Below are 23,785 nucleotides of genomic sequence, written 5' to 3' on the forward strand. Positions count from 1 at the left end.
CTGCTGTTTATACTTCTGATTAGATCAAGAACTGGACTGAAAAATGGTGTAAAGCAAAAGTGATCAATTGCTTGAATGATGGCCCCTACTCTTTACTAATCAGTATCAATCAGAATGTTTAATGTTTTGTATTAATGCCATTAGAATACAAGACGAGGGAATAAATTGAAAATCAAAAATAAGAATAAATGGTCATATCAAACTTTTCAGTATTGAGCCAGCACGATGAGCAATTGCTTCGTCTTGGTATGCTTGCTGAAAAGTATTTCGCGGATGATCCCAATACATACCTTCTCAAGCTACGCTACTTAGCAGAATCTCTTACCAAATTGTTAGCTGCCCGTACAAGTCTCTATATTTCTTCTGAAGAAATACAATTTGATGAGGTTCGAAGTATTGGTAATCTTGGTCAACCAGTTGATGATTGGTATACTCCACGAAATTTCACCGACCTAACTAAGCTCAATAACAATTTTTGCAACAGCTCAAAGCAGATCGGCCACGAAGCGGTTAACCTAAATAATGACGCTGATTATGTGGGAATCAGTAGGATTCATCATTTGTCATGACTTTAAACGAAGCCCAGACTCGCCAGCGTTATATCGACAGTCAGCTCGCACAAGCAGGCTGGGGCAATGACGAGCGTACAGTGATCGAAGAGTTTGAGCTAGGTACTAAGCAAGACCGGAAGTCTGACTATATTGAAAAGCACGGTTTCGTTGATTACGTGCTTCTTGGTAAAGATGGTAAGCCTTTGGCGCTTGTTGAAGCCAAACGCACTAGCCGTGATGCGTTGGTCGGCAAGAGACAAGCCGCTGATTATGCAGATCAGATTCTGGGTAAATTTGGCATTGATCCCTTTATCTTTCTCACCAACGGCCAGGAGATTATGCTCTGGGATAGGGATCGTTACCCTCCCCGTCACATCAGTGGCTTCTTCACTCGCGAAGACTTGGAACGACTGTTACACCAAAAACGCTACACCACCCCATTAGCACAAATCGAACTCAAACCAGAAATTGCCGGCCGCCTCTATCAGATCGAAGCTATCAGACGTGTCACTGAAGCAATCGATAAAGCTCGGCGTAAATTTCTACTGGTTATGTCAACAGGCACAGGCAAGACCCGCACGGTCATTGCCCTGATGGATGCACTATTGCGCTCTCGTCGTGTGCAACGCATACTCTTTTTAGCCGACCGCAGGGAGCTCGTTCGACAGGCCATGAGAGCCATCAAGGAACATTTACCCCACGAAAGCTTAGCTCGCATTGAGGGTGGTGACATTCCTACCGGGGCCCGCATTCAAATCGCTACCTACCCAAGCATGGTTCGTAGCTTTGATTCAATTTCCCCTGGCTATTATGACTTGATTATTGCTGACGAAAGTCATCGATCTATCTACAATCGCTACAAAGCAATTTTTGATCATTTCGACGCACTTCAGCTCGGATTAACAGCAACCCCAACGGATTTCATCGATCACAATACCTTTGATCTCTTTGGTTGCGAAGATGGCATACCGACATTCAATTATTCTTATGAACAAGCCATCGCCGAGGACTACCTCGTCCCTTATCGGGTACTTCATGCGCAAACCAGTTTCCAAGTCAGTGGTATTCATGGCGAAATTCTACCTGCCAATCTTCAGCAAAAACTGATCGAACAAGGCATTGATCTGGAAGAATTAGATTTCGAAGGCACGGATATCGAGAAGACAGTCACCAACATCGGCACCAACGACGCCTTGGTCCGCGAATTCATGGACAAATGTCGGAAGGATGTGCTTGGCTTGCCGGTTAAAAGCATCATCTTCGCCACCAGCCATGACCACGCCAAGCGTCTGTATCAAAGCTTCAATAAACTGTTTCCGGATTATCAACGCCGTGGTCTGGCTGAAATTATTGATAGTCACATGGAGCGCGCTGAAGAAACTCTTGACGACTTCAAGTTCAAAAACATGCCACGGGTGGCTATTTCAGTGGACATGCTGGATACCGGCATTGACGTGCCTGCCATCCAGACCTTGATGTTCGCCAAGCCAGTATTTAGCAGAGTGAAGTTCTGGCAGATGATCGGTCGCGGTACGCGCCTTTACAAGGACCCTAAAACTGGCGAGCAAAAAACAAACTTTCTCATTGTCGACTGCTGGAATAACTTTGAATACTTTCAACTCAACCCAGAAGGCGAGGCAGATCACCCCACAGAACCCCTACCAGTACGCCTATTCCGTTTACGCCTTGAGAAACAAGCCCTCCTGCGCTCCCGTGACCCGAATGATGAGCGGGTCACCAAGACATTACAGGCAATGCTGAGCCAACTTCCGCTGGATAACATCAATATACGCCTTCACCGAGAAGAAATTACCAATCTGACCAAATGCTGGCCATTACACACTGCTGAAACAGAGCGACACCTTACCCAGGCCATCGCACCTCTGTTACGCTATACCTGGACTGCATCACTACCCGAACTCCAGTTCCGCATTATCTGCGAGCGCATTGCCGTCGCTTTATTGTCAAGTAACGAAAGTGAGGTGAACAGTCAGGCCACCAAGGTGCGCGAGGCGGTTGCAAACCTGGCGGACAATATCGATGAAGTTAAAGCAGTAATGGAACAACGTGCTTGGGTGCTGAGTGATGGTTTCTGGGTACATCTCGATTTCGACCGTCTTGACATGCTGCAAGAGACCTTTGCACCTCTCATGCGATTTCGCCAACGTGAACGCGATCGGCTAGTCGAGCTGAATTTGCCAGACCAAATCACTAGCCGCCATTGGATAATCTACGGTCCTTCTGGCGAGGGTGCCTTTGCCGAAAGTTACCGGGAGCAGGTCGAAGCTTGGGTACGCACGTTGGTGGACAGCTTGCCTGCCCTAATTAAGCTGAAATATGGAGGACCACTCACCGACAACGACATCGAAGAAATCGCTCAGACACTTAACCAGGCAGATTTGTTTGTTACCGAGGATATTTTGCGCAAAGTCTATCAACAACCTGGCGCGACACTTTCTGATTTTTTGAGTCACATCCTGGGAATCACCAAATTACCCAGCCAAGAGGAAAAGATCAAAGTTGCCTTTGATCACTTTATTGCGGAGCATGGTTACATGAGTGCCAGTCAGATCAATTTCTTGCGTGCTGTGCGCGCTGCTGTACTGCGGCACCACAAGCTCACCCACGATCAGCTGAAACAGCCTCCACTCTCTAGACTCGGTTCGGTAGAAAGTTTATTTCCACCCAAAGACATTGACACAATCATCGACTTCGCTAATAAGCTGGTTGATGAAGTCGCTTAATTCATAGATCAAGACCTATGCTAGCTCCACACATAAAAAAGAATGTCGACAAACTCTGGAATCTGTTCTGGACCGCAGGCATCACCAACCCCTTGGTGGCTGTTGAGCAGATTACCTACCTCTTATTCCTCAAACGCCTCGAAGGCATCGACAACGTAAGAGCCAAGAATGGACACCCTTCCATCTATACCGGCACAATCAAGATTGGAGAGCGTGAAATCGAGGCAGACCAATGCCGCTGGAGCTATATTGAGCAAGATAAAACACCAAAACACCTAATTGACACAGTCTTCCCTTGGCTGCGCGATCTGGAAAAGCACTTTACCGCCAGTCAGGCCTCAACCAACGACATCGAGGCCATAGGTGGTCGCATGAGCGACGCTTATTTCCAGCTTGATCCCAACAAAGCAGCCATCCTCCAACTGGCCATTGATCTCATCAATAAGCTATTTGCTCGCGTAGATGCTCAAAGCGCTGCTACTGATATCATGGGGGACACCTTCGAGTATCTGCTCTCGGAAATCGCCACTGCCGGCAAGAATGGCCAATTCCGCACACCGCGTCACATCATTCGCTGCATGGTAGAAATGCTTGATCCGCAGCCCGGCGAGCACATCATCGACCCAGCCGCGGGCACCGGTGGTTTCTTGTTCTCCAGTCTCAGTCATATCCTTGCTCAACACACTGATCCCGAACTGCTGCGCATTGAGTGGGATGGGACGCCTCACCGTAACTACGGCGATCAGTTCACTCCAGAGGAATTCAGCGCGGTGCACAAAGGCGACTACTATGTGGGCTTCGACAACGATCGCACTATGGTACGTATCGGTTGGATGAACATGATCCTGCATGGCATCGAGAATCCCCAAATCCACCAGCGCGACAGTCTTGGCAAGCGTCGCGACGATGATCCCCCTCATAAGTCTTTTGGCCTCAGAGAGTTACGACGTGGTACTGGCCAATCCACCTTTCACCGGTACGGTGGATGCTGCCGACCTGGACGGGGCGATCTTTCCCAAAGCGGGGCATAAAGGTAAAAAGGCCAGTCAGGTGATCACCAACAAGAGCGAACTACTGTTCGTCTGGCGCATGCTGGATCTATTGCGCGTAGGTGGGCGTTGTGCCGTTATCGTTCCTGAGGGCGTACTGTTCGGCAACACTGAGGGTCATGTGCGTTTGCGCCGCGAGCTGCTCACCGAACATAAGGTTGAGGCCGTCATTTCATTGCCGGCCGGCGTGTTCCAGCCCTACACCGGTGTAAAAACTTCAATCCTCGTGTTCCAGAAGGAAACCCGCAAGGACGACCGCAACCAGTGGAAACCCGTGGATGCGCCACGCACCCAGCAGGTCTGGTTCTATGAGGTAGAGCAGGAAACCTTCACGTTAGATGCCAAGCGCAACGAACGCCGTGGTCAGGACAATGATTTGTGGGACATGCTGGCCAAATATCGCCTGAGCAACGAACCTGATCAGGCCGAGCGCGATTACTTTCAGCCGGGCTACAACACCGAGCGCTGGCGCATGGTAGACGCACACACGCTCAAGGTCTTCTCCGATGAAGCCGAGGTGGTGCGCTGGAAGGACCAGGTGGCCGCCATCAATGAGCTGTTCGCCAATCTACCCGCCAACCCGGAACAGGCCCTCGCCCAAATCGAGGCCACGCAGCAGTCCCAGCTCGTGGCGCTCGCACAGGTCATATTCAATAAATCCATTGCCGACGAGCTGGCCAAGGCCAAGTTACCAAAAGATGGCGAGCAGCGCTCGGCGCTCACCGACAAGCTCTTGAAAAAGGCCGCCTCGGACTTCCGTAGCCTGTGCGAGAAGCACAAAGTGCTGTTCGACCCGGAAGAGAAAGTCGCCTATCCGTTCTATCACAGGGCCTACAAGTCCGCTGCCGATGTCGCCGACGCATCGTTCCGCCCCTGTCTGTTGGCAGGTGAAGCGATCGCTGCCGAGGATTCCGACGAAGACCAAGTCAAGCACCAACTCGCCGCAATCGCCAGGGAATACGCACACCTCGACGGCTACGACGTCATGCTGCGAGAGCTAGAAAGCCTGCGGCGCGAAGGCGTGCTCAAGAATGCCAAGCACTGGGTCGCCCCCGTGCGCACCTATACTGAAGATCCGGATTGGCAAAGTGCCGACGACACACCCAAGGGCAGCCATGACGAAGCCGGCAATCCGCGCCCCCAATATCTGGCTGCCAACCAGCTCTACGACGAGCAAGGCAATCTCAATGAGGCCCTGCTCGATCCGGACTGCATCGAGGCCCGCGGCTGGAACCTCTCTGCCAGCCAGTACAAACCGTTCAGCTTCGAAGCCATGGTTAGCGACAAGAGCGTGGCCGAGATGATCCGCGAACTGAAGCAGAAGGAAGGCGAGATCATGCAGGGGCTGGACCGGTTGCTGGCGCTGGTGGAGGGGACAGAATGAAGCTTCCCCATGATTGGCTAGTAGCCCGTTTAGGCGATCTTATTATTGACATGCAACCGGGGTTCGCGCAAGCGCCCGGCGAAGGCGATTCAGGCACGGGCCAAATACGTACGCACAATGTGACCCCGAACGGTGAACTGAGTCTCACCGACCTGAAGTACGTCTACCCTTCGGAAAAAGAGGCGGAGAAATATCTCCTGCAGAAAGGCGACATCATTTTCAATAATACCAACAGCGAGGAGTGGGTAGGGAAAACGGCTCTTTTCGATATCGACGAGCCACTGCTTTTTTCCAATCACATGACACGCATTCGTGTGAACACGCAACTAATGTCCGCAGAGTTCTTGGCGCGCTATCTCCATTTTCTCTGGAAGATTGGATTTTCGCGAATGCGAGCAAAGCGTTGGGTCAGCCAAGCGGCAGTCGATCAACGCGAGCTTTCAACTTATAAAGTGCCGCTCCCATCGCTTCCAGAACAACAACGCATCGTCGAAATTCTCAAGCAAGCCGACGCCCTGCGCCGCCAACAGCGGGAAATTCTCGACCAAGCAAAAAAACTCCCCGCCGCGCTGTTTTTGGAGATGTTTGGCGATCCCATAACAAACCCTTTTGCGTTTAAGACTCGCCCTCTCGTTAAACTAGGAGATCTTGATCGAGGCGTATCGAAACATCGCCCGAGAGACGCTGGCTTTCTGTATGGAGGAAAGTATCCGTTTATTCAAACTGGTGATGTAGCGAACTCTAATGGATGGATATCTAACTACTCTCAGACTTATTCAGAAGCAGGGCTCGCGCAAAGTCAGCTTTGGTCGATCGGAACTCTCTGCATTACAATCGCGGCAAATATCGCAAGAACTGGAATTTTGGAGTTCGACGCATGTTTTCCAGACAGTGTTGTTGGGTTCCTAGCAGGTGACGAAGTGACTTCTGAGTATATGATGTTTGCGATTAACCTTTGGCAAGGTGTTATTGAAGCGCAGGCACCACAGGCAGCGCAGAAAAACATAAACCTCAAAGTACTTCGCACGTTGCGGATACCTGTACCGCCGATCGACAAACAGAAAGAGTTCAGCGTCTGTATCAGAGAACTAAGGCAAACAGCCATAAAGCTTGAGGAGTTTTTCGACGACTTTGGTTTATTAGAATCTCAATTACGTATCAGGGCATTCGCTGGCGAGTTAACGCAGAACTGGCGTGAAGCGCACCGCGCAGAGTTGCAGAAATGGCTCCGCGAGCACGCTGATCAGTTGCCGAAAAGGATCACGCGCGTTAAATTCACCGAGATTGCTCCGCCGGAACGCGCTGCCCCCGGCCGCCCCGCCCGTCACTGGCTTATGGACCAGCTCAGCACGTTTCAGGCGCAGGTTTACCAAGCGCTAGAAGAGTGGAAAGGCACTCTCATCCCCGCCGAAGATCTCGACCGCTTTCTGGTACAGTGGCCCATTGAGCATCTAGAAGATGCGCATGACCAAACGCTGCGCGCACTTAACCAACTATCTGGGCTGGGCCTGATCGCACGTGTGAGCATTCCCAATCAACATGGCGAGTACGTCACAGCCTACCGCATGTTGCGCGAAGATGAATTAACCAAATTCGACGACTTCGAACGCTTGGGTACCCCTAACTGAGATGCGCCTGCTTTACCTGCATGTTCGCAACTATCCACCATTGGAGGACGTGGAACTAGTGTTTAATTGCAAAAATAAGTTATTTTATTATCTTAGTTAACCAGTTGTTTTTTATAGATATAAACCTCAGAAAACTTATAATGAATTAATGCAATTAAACACTAGTTTTCCGCAAGCCATCACTTCCAGAGCGGGAGTGCGCGATCCGTTTTGTCGTCGGCGCCAATGGCAGCGGCAAGACTCACCTGTTGCAAGCAGTGGCAGAAACATTCCTTGCCATGGCACGAAAGAGACCACCCCATTTCCCTGTGACTTTGATCTACGAATTAGGCGAAGGTATCGACAACAGAATTGTGATATTTGATAGTCCAGGCATAGGGAAGAATACCGGCTGGTGGAAATCGATAAACACCGCAGGTTTTCCTGATGCAAATGATAATACCAAGGATAATTTGCGTGACATTCTGACGCAGGCGAGAAATGGTAATGAAAACTGGGAGCCGCTAATTCGAGACGGCAACTGGCCTGGCGAGAGTGTTGGTCTGCCCATGACAGTGTTAGTCTATACCACTGGCAGTCTCGAACCATGGCAAGCGCTGTTCCACCGTGAACCTAGCGCAGCCAATATTGATATCGTTTCTCAGGCAGATGACTACAACACTACCCTCGAACGCCCCGCTGGTTGGAACCGCCAGCAAGAGCTCGACTACCAAGCCATGCAAGCTACGGAAGAAAGCCGCGCTGAACTGAAACAGTTGCAACAGTTGGCCGAGGAATCCACAGCGAAAGAACACGATCAAACTATCTGTCAACTGCTCGATCCGATGCTGCTCAAGTTTGCACTCACCGCAGTATCGCTGCATCAGGCTATGCAGGATTACCACCATTACGCCACAGACGAGGCTATTCAGGACTTCATTAAGCAGATTCGTGACAATCCTGATAAAGAGCAGGGGCTACGTCGCCTACTTTCCCAAGTCGGCTGGGTCTGGCCGGTAAGCGTAGTGTTACAGGTGGATTTCAATCCAGATAGTTGGGGTGAACGCGAAGCCATGCAGAAAAGTAGTTTGCTTCAGGCACTCTATATGTTGAGCAATGAGGTGGTACGCGAACCTGAACCCAGTACTCAACGACGGCTGTTCTTCGACCTAAAGGCTAAAGCTACCTCAGATACTAAGCAAATATTGCAGGAAAATGCAATGGGAGATTATGCCAGTCGAGTAACCACGTATGAGTATGTGGGTGATGCCTTGATACAATTCCTTGGCGGACCGATATGGTCTTCGTTCAGCATCTTCAAGACCTTACTCGATTTACGCCGCCAAGGCCTTCTCACCGATATCCAGATCGCGATACGCAAGGCGGATGTAGAGGATATCTTGTTGTTTGATGAACTCTCCGATGGCGAACAAGTGTACCTCGGTCGCATGGCCCTCTTCCATCTGCTCGAAGGTGAAAGCGATGCACTCTTGCTCCTGGATGAGCCAGAGGTCCATTTCAACGATAAATGGAAACGTGAAATCGTGGACATCATCGACGGTGTACTGAAAGAACGGGCTAACGACGTTCTCATTGCCACTCACTCTAGCATCGCTCTCACGGATGTTTTCAACGACGAGATCATTCTGTTCCAGAAACGTAGCGGGCACTCAGTGCCGATAGACATCCGCTCCACTACCTTTGGTGCCGATCCTAGTGAAGTCATGATTCGCTTATTTGGTGTACCCGATAGCATGGGTGAGCGTGCCCTTGAATGGCTCGATGCGCAATTAGAGCGACAATGGACAAAGAACGACCTCCCAGAACTTGAAAAATTATTGGAACGCGTCGGCCCTGGTTTTTACCGTTCAGAACTGCGCGGTATTTTAAGAACGCTAAAGGAAAATGCTGCACAAAATTAATCTACCGGCATCAACTCAATATCTTGAGTGGATGGTAAAATTTCAAAGCGATCTGCTGCACGCACTTTGTGATCCCAATTTGACTGGTTCCCATGTAACCATCGAATGGGTAAAATTGCGTCGTCCAGATATTGACACTGACTGGATTGATCGCTTCTGTGCCTGGTATAAGAGCGGCAAGTCCATTCTTGACCGCATGCAGGTGGTTGCAGCTCTACCGAATGCTGACAAGCAAATGCTCGTAGACCACTATGCAACCAATATCTTTTATGCCGATGCATTCGATAACTTCAAAGCACCACCAGCAATAGCACCACTCCCTGGCGGTCTTTCGAGCAATGCTGCTGCGGCCTACCGCGATTTCTTTGAGTTGTTCTACGATCCTATCTTCTATAGTAACAAGGGTTACCCGATCATCGATTCGCCGAACACAAACAATAAGCGTTTCAGCAAAGACAACTATTTGGAAGCTTATCATGCCGCTAATCCAGATGTGAAAGTTTGCCCACTCTGCGATGGCTCAATGGATGGCGCAGAACTCGACCACTGGTTAGCCAAAAAACATCTACCTGAACTCAACTGCTATCCGCAGAATCTTGTGGAGATTTGCGGTACTTGCAACAGTCGCTCAAACAAAGGCGAAAAGTTAGCACTAGATAGCAAAACAACCAAACCCTTTGACAGCTGGTTTCATCCCCATCTGCGTCCCGCAGCAGGGCACTTCGAAATCAAAATTGATCAGGGCGTTCCAATGCTCGTGTCGGATGATCCTCTGATACAAACCAAGCTGAATAAGCTTGATGGGCTCATAAATTTGAGTGAACGCTGGTCAAACGAATATCGTAATCAGTTTAATGGTATTAAGCGATACATCCGTAGCCAATGTCGGCGCGGCACTGTATTCGACGAGAATGGATTGAAGGATAAGCTTGAATCTTTGAAAACCTACGCAGAGGCTGGACAAGGAATCTGTAATCACAATCTACTTGAAACATCCATTTTGTCTTTAGCACTTGTTGACGACTCCAATACTTTTGTTGAATTACTTATCTATGCAAATGAGTGTAATTGATACATGAGCGACATCAAACTCTTCCGTCTTGCCAAAGGCTTGACCACCGAATTGCAAGGAGATGCATCCGATCTCGAAAAGCCCTTACAAACACTAATTGAAAATAATCTGGAGCCTTTGCTCGGTATCCGTTTCCTGGCCACTGAATTTTCCACCGGCAAAACTCATGCAGGCCGTATAGATTCACTGGGGCTGGACGAGAATAATTGTCCTGTTATCTTGGAATATAAACGTTCTACTGGTGAAAATGTGATCAATCAGGGATTGTTCTATCTGGATTGGTTAATGGATCATCGTGGAGATTTTGAACGCTTGGTAACCAAGCAATTGGGTCATACAGTTGCTGATTATATTGACTGGACTGCACCACGTTTGATTTGTATTGCTGCTGACTTTACGAAATATGATGCCCACGCCGTCCAACAAATTAATCGTAATATCGAGCTGATTCGTTATCGCCTATTTGGCGAAGAGTTATTATTGCTGGAGTTAGCAAATGCTACCACTGTAAGTAACAGCAATAGCGCGATAAAAAATAGAAAAGCGGGTAAGGCTGCAACAACGACCAATGAGAAAGTATCCAGCGGTGACAGGAGCTATGCTGAGTGGTTGGAGTTGATCTCCGATCCCTTGCGCGAGTTACTGGCATCTCTTGAGAATTACATTATTTCTCTGGGTGATGATGTACAAAAAAAGGGGCTTAAACTTTATGTTGCTTTCAAGCGTTTGAGAAACTTCGCTACTGTTGTAATTCAGAAAAATCGATTACTACTCTTTCTGCACTTAAACCCTGCCCGTCTGGAATCTCTTCCCACCATCGCTCGCGATGTTAGTCAAAGTGGCCACTGGGGCACTGGCGATCTTGAATTGAGTATTACCAACGCAAATGATCTTGACCTCGCAAAACCATTGATCCGCATGGCTTATGAGGGACATGGAAGTCAAAGAGATAAAATTAATCAATAATAATGTTGGTTATTACATGCAATAGTATGGATTTCATATCATCCGTCCTGCTTACAACCCTCAGTAGTCATTAAATTTATATAGATTATAAGATTTTGAATCACTTACATATTTTTACAGATGGTAGTGTTCATACTCAGTCAAAGGTGGGATATGGCGCTTACCTGGTGGTCGCTGACTTGGCTACGCCGATGGAATCGCTAAAAGATTCAGTGAAAGTGAAACGTTTTGAACAAACCAGCTCGACCAGATTAGAATTGCAAACGTTGTTGTGGGCGCTAAATGAAACGATTTCTTTGACCGATAGCGGCGAGATGACCTTGACGATTTATACCGATTCACAAAATATCATAAGTCTGCCCGGTAGGCGCATCCGCCTTGAACAAAATGATTATTTTACGAGTAAAAACAAACGGCTGAATAATTACGAGCTATACCAGGAATTTTATCGACTGAATGCCAAGCTTAATTGTAGATTTGTTAAGGTTACTGGCCATCAGCCGTCTAGCCAGAAAGATGAGATCGGTAAGCTGTTTAGTTTGGTTGACCGGGCATCCAGGCGTGCATTGCGAGAAAATTTTTAGCGCATGGAACGAGAAGCATATGAAATATTGAGGTTAGAAATACTCGCCAATTTCGCGCTGGTTGTTAGCATTACGCCTTAATAGCGAAGCGCTCCAGGTGTGGCGGTTTAATCCTGAACCACCCTACAGCGCGCGTACTTTTACCGTCTTGCCTTTGACCTTGCCTGCTGACAATCTGCGCACAGCTTCACGAGCGATGTTGCGGGCGACAGCGACATAGGTCGATTGATCTGTCACGGTGATTTTGCCGACTTGCTCGCGCGTATAACCTGCTTCGCCTGTGAGCGCACCCAGCACATCGCCAGGGCGGATCTTGTCCTTACGCCCGCCGAGTATTTGCAGTGTCACCATGGGTGGCGCCAGCGGGGCATGGTCACCAGTTTGCAGCGTAGCCAGATCATGCCATTCTGGTTCGAAGCCCATCATTCTTGCAATCGCCTCTACTCGGGGCATTTCGGACGGGCTGCACAGACTCAGTGCCCAGCCGTTTTCATCGGCGCGGCCCGTACGGCCAATGCGATGGATATGTATTTCCGGGTCGGGCGTAACATCGACATTAATGACCGCTTCAAGCTGCGTGATATCCAGCCCACGTGCTGCCACGTCGGTTGCCACCAATACTGAACAACTGCGATTGGCAAACTGGATCAGCACTTGATCACGTTCACGTTGCTCCAGATCGCCATTCAAGGTCAGCGCATGAATGCCTTGCGCCTGCAATACTGCCAGCAAATCATGGCATTGCTGCCTGGTGTTGCAAAACGCTAGCGTACTGACTGGTCGATAGTGGTTGAGCAACTGACCGACGGCCTGCAAACGCGCCTCATGGCTTATCTCGTAGAAACGCTGGCGTATCTTGTTTTCCTCATGCTGTTCCAGCAGTTTCACTTCCTGTGGATTACGCAAGAATTGTCGTGCTAATCCCGCGATACCTGCGGGATAGGTGGCCGAGAACAGCAGGGTTTGGCGCTTTGGCGGGCAGCGCTTGACTACAAAAGCCATGTCATCGTAAAAACCCATATCCAGCATGCGATCGGCTTCATCGAGCACCAGGGTATTGAGTTGCGCCAGATTCAAGCTGCCGCGCTCCAGATGATCCATGATGCGGCCGGGAGTACCGACGACGATGTGTGCACCATGCTCCAGGCTGGCCATCTGTGGGCGCATGGTGCTCCCGCCACATAGTGTAAGGATTTTGATATTGTCTGCAGATCGTGCCAACCGGCGAAGCTCCTGCGTGACCTGATCGGCCAGCTCACGCGTTGGGCACAGCACCATGGCTTGCACCGCAAAGCAGCGTGGGTTTAGATTAGTAAGGAGTGCCAGCGCAAACGCTGCTGTCTTGCCACTCCCCGTCTTTGCCTGTGCGATCAAGTCGTGCCCGGCGAGCGTAATCGGCAAGCTGGCCGCCTGAATCGGTGTCATCGTCAGGTATTCAAGCTGCTGTAATGTTGCCAGTAGGCCAGGCGACAGCGGCAATTCATTAAAAAGGCGCCCGATAGTGTTGGCTGCGGCCGAAGAGGTTGTCTGTAAAGTATTATTCATCCACAATTATCCCAGATATCAGCAGAACAAGCATAGAATTGTATTTTTTTAACAAAAGAATTAAAGAAGTGCACGATCTAATAAGGTGGTGCAAGATACGTTACCTTAACTAAGCGTCATCTTTTGGGAACATATGATCCCGCAGCATGTCTCATCCGCTTGATGCTTTGCAATATCTGCTTTGACAGTTAATGTCCGACTAAATAAATACAATTGAGCTACATGAAACTAAATAAACAATATACGAACGACCGTGTTGGCTGGCAGTTTGATAACAGCTATGCTCGTTTGCCTGAATCTTTTTATGCCCAGCTTCATCCTGTGCCAGTGCGTGCGCCGCAGGTGGCAATGCTGAACCATGCTCTGGCAGAATCGCTGGGGCTGGATATCCGCGCACTATCTGGTGAAGAAGCGGCCTTGCTGTTTGCAGGTAATGTGCTGCCTGATGGGGCTCAGCCTATCGCGCAAGCCTATGCCGGCCATCAATACGGCCATTTCACGATGCTGGGCGATGGAAGAGCGATATTGCTGGGCGAGCATCTCACCCCGACAGAGGACAGATTTGATATTCAATTAAAAGGTTCTGGTCAAACCCGGTTTTCACGGCGTGGTGATGGTCGCGCAGCGCTAGCGCCCATGCTGCGAGAGTACATTATCAGCGAGTCGATGCATGCGTTAAATATCCCCACTACGCGCAGCCTTGCCGTGGTCACCACTGGCGAGTCAGTAATACGTGAAACCCTGCTGCCCGGTGCGATACTCACGCGGGTGGCAGCAAGTCACATTCGTGTGGGTACGTTTGAATATGTTGCGAGAATGGAGGGTGTAGAAGGAATCAAAATCCTGGCCGATTATGCTATCCACCGCCATTACTCGGATCTTGTCGAAGCTGAGAATGCCTATCTTGCGCTGTTACACAACGTAATAAAACGTCAGGCCTCACTGGTCGCAAAATGGATGCTGGTTGGCTTCGTTCACGGTGTAATGAATACCGATAATATGACCATCAGTGGTGAAACGATTGATTATGGTCCTTGTGCGTTTATGGATGCATACGACCCGAATATCGTGTTCAGCTCGATTGATCATCATGGCCGCTACCGGTATAGCAACCAGCCACTTATAGCACAGTGGAACCTTGCACGTTTTGCTGAAACATTATTACCGCTATTACACTCGGATCAGGAGAAAGCAGTCGCTTTGGCGGAAGAAGCGATCCACCACTTCTCCACTGTCTTCCAACACCACTGGCTGGCGGGGATGCGTAAAAAGCTAGGGCTATTCATTGAGGAAGCAGAGGATATGGAGCTCATCGAGACCCTGCTGACATGGATGCAACAACATCAGGCCGATTACACCAATACCTTCCGTGCGCTGACTGCGGAAATCTTGCCTGATGATGCTCTGTTTCGTGATGAGGAGATTATAACGTGGCATACACGCTGGCAGACGAGACTATTGCGCCAAGCTGAGTCCAAACAGTCATCATTGGGCTTGATGCGAGCGCATAACCCTGCGGTCCACCCGCGTAATCACCGCGTTGAAGAAGCGCTGACAGCCGCCTCTGAGCGGAGTGATTATGCTCTATTACAACGACTGCTTGCGGCAGTGACGAACCCTTACACCGATGCGCCAGAATATCATGATTACCGCACTCCGCCATTACCTTCAGGGCACGTGTATCAAACATTCTGCGGTACGTAGTCTTCTATTATTGCCACCTAGTAACCTCATAGCCCTTTTCTTGCGAACAATGGGTCACGAAATTGGCATAAGCCTGATCAGGCTGCGAGGGTTTTGCATAAAAGAGCCCTCGCATTAACCCCCACACGGCGCCACTGACTGCTCCCACCATAGAACCCGTGCCAGCTGCACCGGTAACGGCTCCTCCAGCAACACCGCTCGCTGCCCCCTGCTGCTGCTCCGATAGCTGTACTCGAGCCTGATTATAAAGGCGTGATCAAACCCTGCTTGATTAAGCATCAGCTTTTGCAAAATGAGCGAGATCTATATATGTGGACTTTCTTAACATAAACTTCATAAAGTTTATGCTAATAATAACGCGACAAAGTAAATCTTTGTCGCGTTATTATTAACTGGGAGGTTACCTGATCATGAAAATAATTGGTGTCGTAGCCCTTATAATTGCCATGTTAGATAACATTGTGGCAATGGATACACAGCACAATTTTTTATTAGTTTTTATTGTTGCCTGTGCCGGCGTCATGTTATTAAAACTTGGTACTAAAAATACTTCAGCAGCAACGTATCAGGGCAACCTTATATTAATCAGCAGAAACCAACTTACCCGCATAAGTTCTTTTGGGTTAAAGCAAATTAAAATCAAGGTTGCTGAAGCACTGCAAAAGATTAGTTCAAATACGGACGAAAGAATTGATGCTAATATTTCGGTTGAGAACGCTCTATCTATTTGCAAGAAAATAGTTGAAGAAAATGATTGGCGTATTTTAGATCAGAGCCAGAATCATATTCAATGCAAAGAATTTTTCCAAATTTTCTCCTTTTATTGGCCAGTTAAGGTTGAAATTATTGTATCTAGTAATGACTTATCTCATACAACAATTTTTCTTCATGGCTCTGTTATTGGAGGGGGTTTGATACAAAATCGACGCCTCCAGGAACAGATAAGTAAACTTAAGAGCAGAATAGAAATAATGGCTATGCGCGAAACACCTGTCTCCTTTTTTGTTGTTCCTTCAGCTGATAATCAGAATACAGTAAAAAAAGAGCTGGAAAAGCTGTTATCGCTTCACCCGGAAGGTACTCTTACTGATAAAGAGTTTAGAGAAGCAGTGAATGATAAATTAATCAAAGGAGATTAAGGAAGACTAAATATCTTCAACAAAACAGGAGTCTTGATAAAGCTAAGTGCCAAAACTATGGCTTTACGTTACTATGCTTTCAGTTGAATTACCTCTAGAAAGCTCGAAGGTAATTCAACTTATTATAAGCATAAAACTATTTACTTACAGGATATTATGCACTTCTTAAATGGCTACTACTTGTATTGAAAATTGAAATATCCTTTTTGGGACGAACCAGTAATATCCTGGATCCAACTTTAGAGACCAGCTGTTCGGCAACTGTGCCAACATAAAAATGCTCCAGTCCTCTACAATTAGCTGTTCCTACTACCAGCACGTCTGCACCCCACTCTGAGGTGGTAGCAGCAATCGCATTGATAATACCATTCACACCTTCTTCCTTTTTAACATCCAGGAGACGTGTTTCAACATTCAATTCATTAAGATAAGTTTTGACTTTTTCCAATATTGCAGCGTCAGTCTTTTTAATGACTTCAATATCACCACCATCCTCGGAATGGACGATGCCTAATGCTGCATTATGATTACTGGCTATATTCACTGCATCTACCACTGCATCTACTAATCCGAATATCATATTAATTGTATTCTTATTATTAAATTTTAATTCTTATACTTTCTATGCTTTCTGTGGGCGAACCAATAGCACTGAAGCATCAACTTTGGAGATCAGTTGTTCGGCGACTGATCCGATGTATAAACGCTCCAATCCTCGACGGTTACTAGTTCCTACTGCCAGTAAGTCTGCTCCCCATTCAGAGGCAGCAGCAGCAATCGAATTGGCGATACCAGTTAAGCCATACGCAACCTCAGCTTGCAGAAGACTGGTTTCTATGCTTACTGCGTCAAGATATGATTGGGCTTGTTCCAGGATCTGAGAACCCGCTTTTTTAGCGGCTTCGGTATCACCACTCACGCAATGGACAATACGCAATGCTGCATTGTAAGTATTGGCAATATTTACTGCTTCCTTTAATGCCTGCTGAGCAGTATCACTACCATCAATAGCGATCATTATTTTCTTGTACATAAGACTAACCCTCTTATGAGCATTTATTCTGTTTGAGGACGAAGTCATGATATCTTCGCCCTCAAATCACTGAACAGTTTACTTATTCAATATGTCTAGAATATGTAAACATGATTACTGTAAATTACTGCTACTGTCTCTTTTTAAATTACTAAAGTATCGTTTAACAACTTCTTTTCCTGGCATATTATCGTGCTTGGTGTAGACCATAAAATGAATGATTCCGTGTACCACCATCGCAATCAACATGCCCTCAAAAATACCTACCTTGTAGACCAAGCCGCCAGTAAAAAGCGCTAACATCATGGCATATGGGCCATAATGTGTAACATGCACCAACCCGGCAATCATCTTATAGCCGGTAAACATCATGATCGCCGCCAATGCAAATTTTGGTAAGTAATCTAAAACCTGCGGATTGAGCATAAAAAAGCACACTACTGAACCAACGATCAAAACGGAAAATTTGGTCATTGCACCTGCTAATTTATTGGTTGTACTCTTAGCCAGGCCGTCCAGGTTGGTCATGCCGCCAAAGAAACTTGAACCAAAATTAGCAATCCAGATAGCAAACAAACTATTATTGCTATTTGTTTTACGTTTAAGCGGATCTATTTTTTCAATGGCAGCGTTACTCATGACCTGCTCAATGACATCAACAATAGCCAGCATGGCACAGAAAAAGAACATATAAACCAGCATCAACATTGTTGTACCCTCAGTTGGCAGCGGTATTCTCAGTTCAAGAGGAACATCTGCCACAGTTATCATGGGTACAGAAACAAACTGCGCTAAAATCACGCCACCAATGATCAGTGCGAAATAAGGAATAGCAGGTTGGGTATCTTTGAATTTGGAAAACAAGAACACAAACACCCCAAGACCAGCCGCAGAAATAGCAGCCATCTGAATACGGGAAGCATTCCAGAAAGTTTCAGTAACGAGTTCTGCTGGTATTTCGTAGGTAAATTCTGAGAATTTCAAGAATATCTTTAGTCCTATGCCTGCTAACAAGCCTTCCACTAGATAAACCGGAACGGCAACAAGCAAATATCTTTGCCAATTGAACTTCCAGATGATCGCCTGCATCACCGCGGTCATTAAAATACAAAAGGCCATATTTTCCATGCCAAAAGTAGACACCCCCAGAGCCAACACTGGAGCCAATCCAGCCGCAATTCCAGGTGTACCAATATAATTACCCGGTTTGAACCAGGCATTGATCCAACCAACTAAACAGGCAAAAACCACAGTTGCCAAACCCACCTTGATCGGATAATCAGACATCATCGCAATACCAATCGATAGTGGAATGGCCATGGCACCAGTTATCACACCTGCAGCGGTATCACGCAAAAAATACTGTGATTGAAAAGCAGCAGAACCTGATGGAGCAGTGCCCCCCACGTCCTGCTGTCCGTCTTCCAACGGTTTATTTTCCTTTTCCATTTGTGTAGCCATAAATTACTTTTCTCCTAAAAATCTGTAAGTAATAGACTATAAAAAATCCTTTTGCCCATAGATCATGGAGGTTGCCGTTAGCTTTGTCCTTTGCGACTTTGCGAGCAAGTAGTTAGTCCGAATATTGTATATGGGTTATCTTTTCTCTTTTTTAGCGATCTTTAATGAAGATTCTTATTGCTTACTTACGCTTATTTCTATAAGCGATGGACAATCCTATCTCAATTAAAACCGTGATGTATATTAGGGAAACCATTGTTTTCTTATAATGGTTACCCCCTGCCATCTATAAGTAAAACCCTTATAATTGAGAGTGAATCTATTACCGACTAATAATGGATTCCATTAGTTAATTTAGACCCAGAAGATTTAGTTAAGATAGGTATAAACAAATCATCCACTGCTAGGTTCTATTGGCATTTCGTAACAATCAACGAAAACTGGTCCATTTTGTATGGGAATGAATCTCAGAACGGAACTGACCGATGAACAACGGAACTGACCGATGAACAATGGTGAATTTATACCAACTGCTGTTAGCCAGAAATTACAGAGCGTTTAGCTGGTTTGTCGCGGCATTGATTTAACTTCGCTACGCTAAAATGTCAACAGAACATAGCGTGATGCGGAATGAGGTAGTGTGCTTTACACTTGAGACCAACTTAATGGTGAGAAGAATAATTCTAGATTAAGGTGCGAGGCAAGGCGCGATGAGGCCGCAGGGTCGTTCCCTGCAACGAAGAGCAACGCCGCATTCGTGCCTAGAGCGACATATGATGCTCCTCGTAGCGGCCTCACCATTCTGGTGAATGAGAAAATTCCGGAAATGCCTCTATATGTCATGGACTTAACTCTCCAATCAAGCGGTCAACTGCGGTTGTTTTTAGGTTAAAAGATATCCTCGTTAAATATGCTGCTTAAAGCTATTTATGAGCCTGATCAATAGGCTCCTCTGAAAACCAGCGAGTGGCATAGCGTATTAAATCGGCGCCATTTTTTAAATTCAATTTGGTACGAATATTAAAGCGATGTGTTTCAATTGTTTTAATGCTACGGTTAAGTAGCGTGGCAATTTCTTTACTGCTATGTCCAGATCCAATCAAATGTAACACCTCAAACTCGCTAGGCGTTAGGCTATTAATTAACTGCTCATGCTCTGGATGTCCTGCAACCATGCGATTCAGCAATTTTGCATTCATTTCCTTGCTCAGATAAACATTACCTTTCAAGACTTCACGGATAGCCGTAAGCAAAACTTCACCTGGTTCCTGCTTCATTACATAGCCTGAAGCGCCTGTCCGTAATGCACGTTCGGCATAAACCGTCTCGTCATGCATCGACACAAACAGCACTGGCAATGCAGGTTGCAACGCATGCATATATTTTATTACTTCAAAGCCAGAACTTGTTTTGAGCGTTACATCCAATAAAACGATATCAACCTTATCAGCTCTCTTGAGTATCGCCAGCGCTTCGTTACCATCGCCAGTCTCAGCGCAAACCTCCAAATCTGGCTCCATATTTATGAGCATCGCCATACCGTGCCGCAACATGGCATGGTCATCCACTAACATTACCTGTGCTTTCAAAGTCATCATATTAAATCAGTTGCATTTCCAAACGCACTTCCGTGCCTCCTTCCGGACGCATTAATAATTCCAGCTTGGCGCCTAGCTGTTTTGCACGATATTGCATAATTTTGATACCCATTCCCTGTGTTACCTCATGCTTTGTACCCACATCGACAATACCACTTCCATCGTCGCATATCGAAAGGCAAAGCATCCCCTCTTCAAAACTCAAAAATATTCTCAAATATCGTGCACCGCCATGACGTATTGCATTATTAGCCGCTTCTTGTGTAATTCGATAAAGATTTAGTGCAAGATTATTATCGTTAATAATAGTTTCATTTTCACATACAAATTCACAATTGATCTTATAAGTCGAGGCTATTCTCGATGCGAGTGCTTGTAATGCCGCTATCAAACCATTTGCTTCCAGCTCAAATGGTAGCAGCCCCTGAGCTAACTGTTTGATTTGTACTACCGAAGCCTGGGCTTGCGCTGCAATGGAAGCAGCCACTCCTGCCAAGCTCTCTTTCCCCAAAGCAGATATTTTTTTCTCCAACGCTCTGGCCTGATAACCAATTGCAGCAATCCGCTGCCCTAGATTGTCATGCAATTCCTGTCCGATGGTATGCGCCTGCTCTTCCGCAACAAAAACCAATGCTTGTTCTAATCGCTTGCGCTCAAGCCAACCCGCAAGATCGCTTGCGATGGCATTGATAAGCTTTTGCTCCTCAATTACTGGAAATGGTTGGTCTTCAGAATAAAACAACCGTAATTGACCACAGACCTCATCGTTGACGATAATTTCAGACAAATAGGTACAAAAAGAGTTTTGATCCTTATGCCAGTGATAGCCAACAATCTTATCGGTGATTTTAGTCTTTGATCGCAAAGGGCGTATAAGACCTTGATTATACTGACCGGAAATGTATCGCCAGTCATAAAGTTCAATTACGGCAGTAGCTATTTTCGGGAATTGCATTGCTGGTATCAAATGCTCAAAAATATTCTGGCAAACATTATCCACTGATACATCTAGTCCCATCCCACGACGAATTTCATAAAGACAGGTTATTTCCTTTAGACGTTTACGTAACTCTAATTCCTTATGACTCAATTCTATGGAAAATAGCTCGGCTTTTTCTTTAGCCTCTTGCGCTTCCCGTCTGGAGTTAATCAGTTTAAGTACAAACCAGTTTAATAGCAGTATTTCTGCAGCTATCAATCCGGCAAGATATAGAATAATAAATTTTAACTGTTCAGCTACCGGTTTGAGCAATTCTTCCTCATCCAACTTCAATACCATGCCTAAACCAATCTTATCTAGCGGAGCATATGCCGCAATTACCTGCATATGACGGTAGTCTTTTACAGCCATAACACCACTTTTTCCTCCTAATGCATTATTTATTGGCAACAGCTCTTCTTTTGTTGCATGGTACAAGTACTTGAATTTCACACCATCAATCTGACTCATAAGACAAGCCATTTCCTGCGCACTATCTCCCGGAGCTTGAGGTGCGCATAATATGAATTCTCCAGTTTCACCAATCGATCTTATTTCGCTAAATCTCCGAGTCAAATGCGGCAAAAAACTCTCTGTCGTAAAACTGCCGATGCGATTTCCATCTTCATCTAACACATCTTCACTTGTGCGTAAAATGAATTGATCATCCCACAATAGATAGGTGTTATTTTGTATAGTCAGCGGTAACGATTGAGTTTGTTTATCAGAAAAATGACCCACCTGTGACAATACATTCCCGTGCACATCATAAACGATGGCTGCCGAGAAGCCGATCTGTGTCAATGAATTAACATTCCGATCAAGGTCGTGCAGTGCATTGACGTTATCCGGTTGAATATTAAGTTGCTGGATTGGCTGAATCATGAAAGGCCGCATGGCTAACGCACGCGTATCAGCAAGACCCTTTTCAATTTGAATTTCAAATAAATACGTTTTACCTTCTAATGCTACATCGAGTCCTCTACCGAGTGCAGATTCAATCTGCTGATGCATCACATCATAAACTGCAATGCCTGTCGTCAGAGTCAATCCTAGTAACAATAGACCCCCAATAATACTGATTTTCCGGTGTTCGTAAGTTATAGCCAAGTCACTCGCCTCGTTTTTTATGTTTATTTTAGTTTATATCTCATGTGCTTATATGGAAGATCAACAAATATAGAGTGTTATGGCTATCATGATTAGAATTACAGGTCAATTACCATACAATTCCAGAAAGGAAAGTCAGTTTTAATATTACAAAAAAATTAAAAATTAATGCCAAAAGATTTTTCTTTAAAGTATTTGTTCCCGTAAAAATTTGGGTAATTGAATTAATACGCATGAGTCGCAAAAACTAATTAACAACGAAAGAACCACGAGATATCTTTTGAAAAATATTTTTTTTTGTCAAAATAAAAAATTATTTTGTGGATAAGATAAATTTATCTCTTTGAATCTCTTTTTTTGTGGATATTGCTGCAGACATAATGTTTATTGCCTGAGTTATTCCATTTTTAAATCAAACCTAACTTGGTCGGCTTCACCTTGCCGTATTGTTTATACTGTCTGCGGCTCGCTCTTGCGTCATGTTTGATTTAGAAATGGAATTAGATTAAAAAGTACACATAGTCTGTGAGGAAAAACAATCAACATGAAAAAAGCTGCACTCGTTATTTTAATGACTGTCCTTGTATTATCTGGCTGCAGCACAATTTATTACCTTGAAGACGCAGAATACGAAGGCAAGAAAAAGTATATCGCAGCGAGAGCTGCAATGCATACTCGCTGTATCGAGAGTACTGAACCGCTCCCCACGCCGCTTATAGAGCGGAAATTGATCGCTTTGATTCCTTCCCAGGAATTCATCTATACAGCTATTCAGAAGAACTTTAAAGATATATCCCCGGATTTTCCTATGTCTAGGGAAGATCTACGTATTGAACCATTATATTCAGGCGCCAATGAAAATTTCAGAATGGTGGTTGAGCTGATAAAAAAGAAAAACCTGTATAGAACAGTTGAAATGATTGAGTATGAAAGTTTATCAATCCCTGAAGCCAGCGCAGATACAGATATATTTCATGTTGTGTTAGCTACCGCAACTAACCGGAATGATAAGTATTACTTGACCAGAGAGAAAAGAGGAAAGCTAAGAATCGATTATGGTGCGATGAATCCAGATTGTGCCAATGTTCGCATTAGCTTCATGTCCTCGATTCAATGTGAAACATTCCGTGATAATTTGTTATCTTCTCTACAGACACTTGCATTGCAGTAACGCGTTAATATAAATATAAAGCCGAGTTTGATTGCTTGCAGGGTAAACAGTTTTAAAGGTACCGTTGGCGTGAGGCGAATGGAGATTCCCTTAGAAGCTGTTTGGAAACTCCTGCTCTAGGTTAATCGCCTCAACATAATACGGGTCATAGCGATGTAAATCCAAG

The 23,785-nt window shown here is 46.1% G+C and carries 20 protein-coding genes and 1 pseudogene; 12 read left to right on the forward strand and 9 right to left on the reverse strand.

Going from position 1 to position 23,785, the window contains the following annotated elements:
* The first annotated feature begins 188 nt into the window (after window positions 1–188).
* The 9 genes from R2Q26_RS12175 (at window position 189) to R2Q26_RS12215 (ending at window position 11,879) form a co-directional block, all read left to right on the forward strand.
* Window positions 189–569 carry a hypothetical protein gene (locus tag R2Q26_RS12175; RefSeq protein WP_317536527.1) on the forward strand — a complete coding sequence of 127 codons (381 nt, stop codon included), beginning with the start codon at window positions 189–191 and terminating at the stop codon, window positions 567–569.
* On the forward strand, window positions 566–3,295 hold the full coding sequence (locus tag R2Q26_RS12180) for a DEAD/DEAH box helicase family protein (protein ID WP_317536528.1): 2,730 nt from the start codon (window positions 566–568) through the stop codon (window positions 3,293–3,295). Before R2Q26_RS12175 ends, R2Q26_RS12180 begins: the two co-directional genes overlap by 4 nt.
* 17 nt (window positions 3,296–3,312) lie before the next feature.
* Window positions 3,313–4,326 (forward strand): N-6 DNA methylase, encoded by a 1,014-nt coding sequence (locus R2Q26_RS12185; protein ID WP_317536529.1) that lies wholly within the window; start codon window positions 3,313–3,315, stop codon window positions 4,324–4,326.
* The gene (locus R2Q26_RS12190; RefSeq protein WP_317536530.1) at window positions 4,244–5,728 is read left to right on the forward strand and encodes a class I SAM-dependent DNA methyltransferase; all 1,485 of its coding nucleotides are present in this window, start codon (window positions 4,244–4,246) and stop codon (window positions 5,726–5,728) included. Before R2Q26_RS12185 ends, R2Q26_RS12190 begins: the two co-directional genes overlap by 83 nt.
* Complete coding sequence (locus R2Q26_RS12195) at window positions 5,725–7,356, forward strand: restriction endonuclease subunit S (RefSeq protein WP_317536531.1); 1,632 nt, start codon at window positions 5,725–5,727, stop codon at window positions 7,354–7,356. Before R2Q26_RS12190 ends, R2Q26_RS12195 begins: the two co-directional genes overlap by 4 nt.
* Before the next feature lie 278 nt (window positions 7,357–7,634).
* Window positions 7,635–9,257 carry an AAA family ATPase gene (locus R2Q26_RS12200; protein ID WP_317536532.1) on the forward strand — a complete coding sequence of 541 codons (1,623 nt, stop codon included), beginning with the start codon at window positions 7,635–7,637 and terminating at the stop codon, window positions 9,255–9,257.
* Window positions 9,241–10,329, forward strand: coding sequence for a hypothetical protein (locus tag R2Q26_RS12205; RefSeq protein WP_317536533.1), 1,089 nt, complete (start codon window positions 9,241–9,243; stop codon window positions 10,327–10,329). The genes R2Q26_RS12200 and R2Q26_RS12205 overlap by 17 nt, the downstream gene beginning before the upstream one ends.
* 3 nt (window positions 10,330–10,332) lie before the next feature.
* A complete protein-coding gene (locus tag R2Q26_RS12210; protein ID WP_317536534.1) occupies window positions 10,333–11,295 on the forward strand; it encodes a DUF5655 domain-containing protein in 963 nt (320 codons plus the stop codon).
* Window positions 11,296–11,390: 95 nt separating this feature from the next.
* Window positions 11,391–11,879 (forward strand): ribonuclease HI, encoded by a 489-nt coding sequence (locus tag R2Q26_RS12215; protein WP_317536535.1) that lies wholly within the window; start codon window positions 11,391–11,393, stop codon window positions 11,877–11,879.
* Between the two features lie 123 nt (window positions 11,880–12,002).
* On the opposite strand, the gene dbpA is transcribed toward R2Q26_RS12215, so the two are convergent.
* The gene (dbpA, locus tag R2Q26_RS12220) at window positions 12,003–13,424 is read right to left on the reverse strand and encodes an ATP-dependent RNA helicase DbpA (RefSeq protein ID WP_317536536.1); all 1,422 of its coding nucleotides are present in this window, start codon (window positions 13,422–13,424) and stop codon (window positions 12,003–12,005) included.
* 222 nt (window positions 13,425–13,646) lie between these two features.
* Between dbpA and R2Q26_RS12225 the strand changes: the two genes are divergently transcribed.
* A complete protein-coding gene (locus R2Q26_RS12225; RefSeq protein WP_317536537.1) occupies window positions 13,647–15,128 on the forward strand; it encodes a protein adenylyltransferase SelO in 1,482 nt (493 codons plus the stop codon).
* A gap of 7 nt (window positions 15,129–15,135) precedes the next feature.
* Here the strand turns inward: R2Q26_RS12225 and R2Q26_RS15560 are convergent.
* Window positions 15,136–15,288 (reverse strand): annotated as a pseudogene (locus tag R2Q26_RS15560) (hypothetical protein); the annotation flags it as partial.
* Entirely contained in the window at window positions 15,243–15,407 is a 165-nt protein-coding gene (locus tag R2Q26_RS12230) for a hypothetical protein (RefSeq protein ID WP_317536538.1), read from the reverse strand. The pseudogene R2Q26_RS15560 and the gene R2Q26_RS12230, both read right to left, overlap by 46 nt.
* A gap of 131 nt (window positions 15,408–15,538) precedes the next feature.
* Between R2Q26_RS12230 and R2Q26_RS12235 the strand changes: the two genes are divergently transcribed.
* Entirely contained in the window at window positions 15,539–16,267 is a 729-nt protein-coding gene (locus R2Q26_RS12235) for a hypothetical protein (RefSeq protein WP_317536539.1), read from the forward strand.
* Between the two features lie 154 nt (window positions 16,268–16,421).
* Here R2Q26_RS12235 and R2Q26_RS12240 read toward each other — a convergent pair whose 3' ends face one another.
* The 6 genes from R2Q26_RS12240 to R2Q26_RS12265 all read right to left on the reverse strand — a co-directional run bounded on the left by R2Q26_RS12240 (window position 16,422) and on the right by R2Q26_RS12265 (window position 22,448).
* Window positions 16,422–16,847 (reverse strand): universal stress protein, encoded by a 426-nt coding sequence (locus R2Q26_RS12240; protein WP_317536540.1) that lies wholly within the window; start codon window positions 16,845–16,847, stop codon window positions 16,422–16,424.
* A 42-nt stretch (window positions 16,848–16,889) separates the two neighbouring features.
* Entirely contained in the window at window positions 16,890–17,300 is a 411-nt protein-coding gene (locus R2Q26_RS12245; protein ID WP_317536541.1) for a universal stress protein, read from the reverse strand.
* A 114-nt stretch (window positions 17,301–17,414) separates the two neighbouring features.
* A complete protein-coding gene (locus tag R2Q26_RS12250) occupies window positions 17,415–18,749 on the reverse strand; it encodes a SulP family inorganic anion transporter (protein WP_317536542.1) in 1,335 nt (444 codons plus the stop codon).
* 657 nt (window positions 18,750–19,406) lie between these two features.
* Window positions 19,407–19,604: a hypothetical protein gene (locus tag R2Q26_RS12255; RefSeq protein ID WP_317536543.1), complete on the reverse strand. Its 198-nt coding sequence runs from the start codon at window positions 19,602–19,604 to the stop codon at window positions 19,407–19,409.
* Between the two features lie 80 nt (window positions 19,605–19,684).
* Window positions 19,685–20,359 (reverse strand): response regulator transcription factor, encoded by a 675-nt coding sequence (locus R2Q26_RS12260; protein ID WP_317536544.1) that lies wholly within the window; start codon window positions 20,357–20,359, stop codon window positions 19,685–19,687.
* A 1-nt stretch (window position 20,360) separates the two neighbouring features.
* Window positions 20,361–22,448: a sensor histidine kinase gene (locus R2Q26_RS12265; protein WP_317536545.1), complete on the reverse strand. Its 2,088-nt coding sequence runs from the start codon at window positions 22,446–22,448 to the stop codon at window positions 20,361–20,363.
* A 544-nt stretch (window positions 22,449–22,992) separates the two neighbouring features.
* On the opposite strand from R2Q26_RS12265, the gene R2Q26_RS12270 reads away from it, so the two are divergent.
* A complete protein-coding gene (locus R2Q26_RS12270) occupies window positions 22,993–23,619 on the forward strand; it encodes a hypothetical protein (protein ID WP_090567649.1) in 627 nt (208 codons plus the stop codon).
* The last annotated feature ends 166 nt before the right edge of the window (window positions 23,620–23,785 follow it).

Source organism: Nitrosomonas sp. Is37 (genome assembly GCF_033063275.1).
Lineage (GTDB): Bacteria > Pseudomonadota > Gammaproteobacteria > Burkholderiales > Nitrosomonadaceae > Nitrosomonas.

Bases quoted from the DNA above. Each gene is read 5' to 3' on its own strand.
- R2Q26_RS12175 (WP_317536527.1), top strand. From the start codon at position 189: ATGGTCATATCAAACTTTTCAGTATTGAGCCAGCACGATGAGCAATTG.
- R2Q26_RS12180 (WP_317536528.1), top strand. From the start codon at position 566: ATGACTTTAAACGAAGCCCAGACTCGCCAGCGTTATATCGACAGTCAG.
- R2Q26_RS12185 (WP_317536529.1), top strand. From the start codon at position 3,313: ATGCTAGCTCCACACATAAAAAAGAATGTCGACAAACTCTGGAATCTG.
- R2Q26_RS12195 (WP_317536531.1), top strand. From the start codon at position 5,725: ATGAAGCTTCCCCATGATTGGCTAGTAGCCCGTTTAGGCGATCTTATT.
- R2Q26_RS12200 (WP_317536532.1), top strand. From the start codon at position 7,635: ATGGCACGAAAGAGACCACCCCATTTCCCTGTGACTTTGATCTACGAA.
- R2Q26_RS12205 (WP_317536533.1), top strand. From the start codon at position 9,241: ATGCTGCACAAAATTAATCTACCGGCATCAACTCAATATCTTGAGTGG.
- R2Q26_RS12210 (WP_317536534.1), top strand. From the start codon at position 10,333: ATGAGCGACATCAAACTCTTCCGTCTTGCCAAAGGCTTGACCACCGAA.
- dbpA (WP_317536536.1), bottom strand. From the start codon at position 13,424: ATGAATAATACTTTACAGACAACCTCTTCGGCCGCAGCCAACACTATC.
- R2Q26_RS12225 (WP_317536537.1), top strand. From the start codon at position 13,647: ATGAAACTAAATAAACAATATACGAACGACCGTGTTGGCTGGCAGTTT.
- R2Q26_RS12230 (WP_317536538.1), bottom strand. From the start codon at position 15,407: ATGCTTAATCAAGCAGGGTTTGATCACGCCTTTATAATCAGGCTCGAG.
- R2Q26_RS12235 (WP_317536539.1), top strand. From the start codon at position 15,539: ATGAAAATAATTGGTGTCGTAGCCCTTATAATTGCCATGTTAGATAAC.
- R2Q26_RS12240 (WP_317536540.1), bottom strand. From the start codon at position 16,847: ATGATATTCGGATTAGTAGATGCAGTGGTAGATGCAGTGAATATAGCC.
- R2Q26_RS12245 (WP_317536541.1), bottom strand. From the start codon at position 17,300: ATGTACAAGAAAATAATGATCGCTATTGATGGTAGTGATACTGCTCAG.
- R2Q26_RS12250 (WP_317536542.1), bottom strand. From the start codon at position 18,749: ATGGAAAAGGAAAATAAACCGTTGGAAGACGGACAGCAGGACGTGGGG.
- R2Q26_RS12255 (WP_317536543.1), bottom strand. From the start codon at position 19,604: ATGACATATAGAGGCATTTCCGGAATTTTCTCATTCACCAGAATGGTG.
- R2Q26_RS12260 (WP_317536544.1), bottom strand. From the start codon at position 20,359: ATGATGACTTTGAAAGCACAGGTAATGTTAGTGGATGACCATGCCATG.
- R2Q26_RS12270 (WP_090567649.1), top strand. From the start codon at position 22,993: ATGAAAAAAGCTGCACTCGTTATTTTAATGACTGTCCTTGTATTATCT.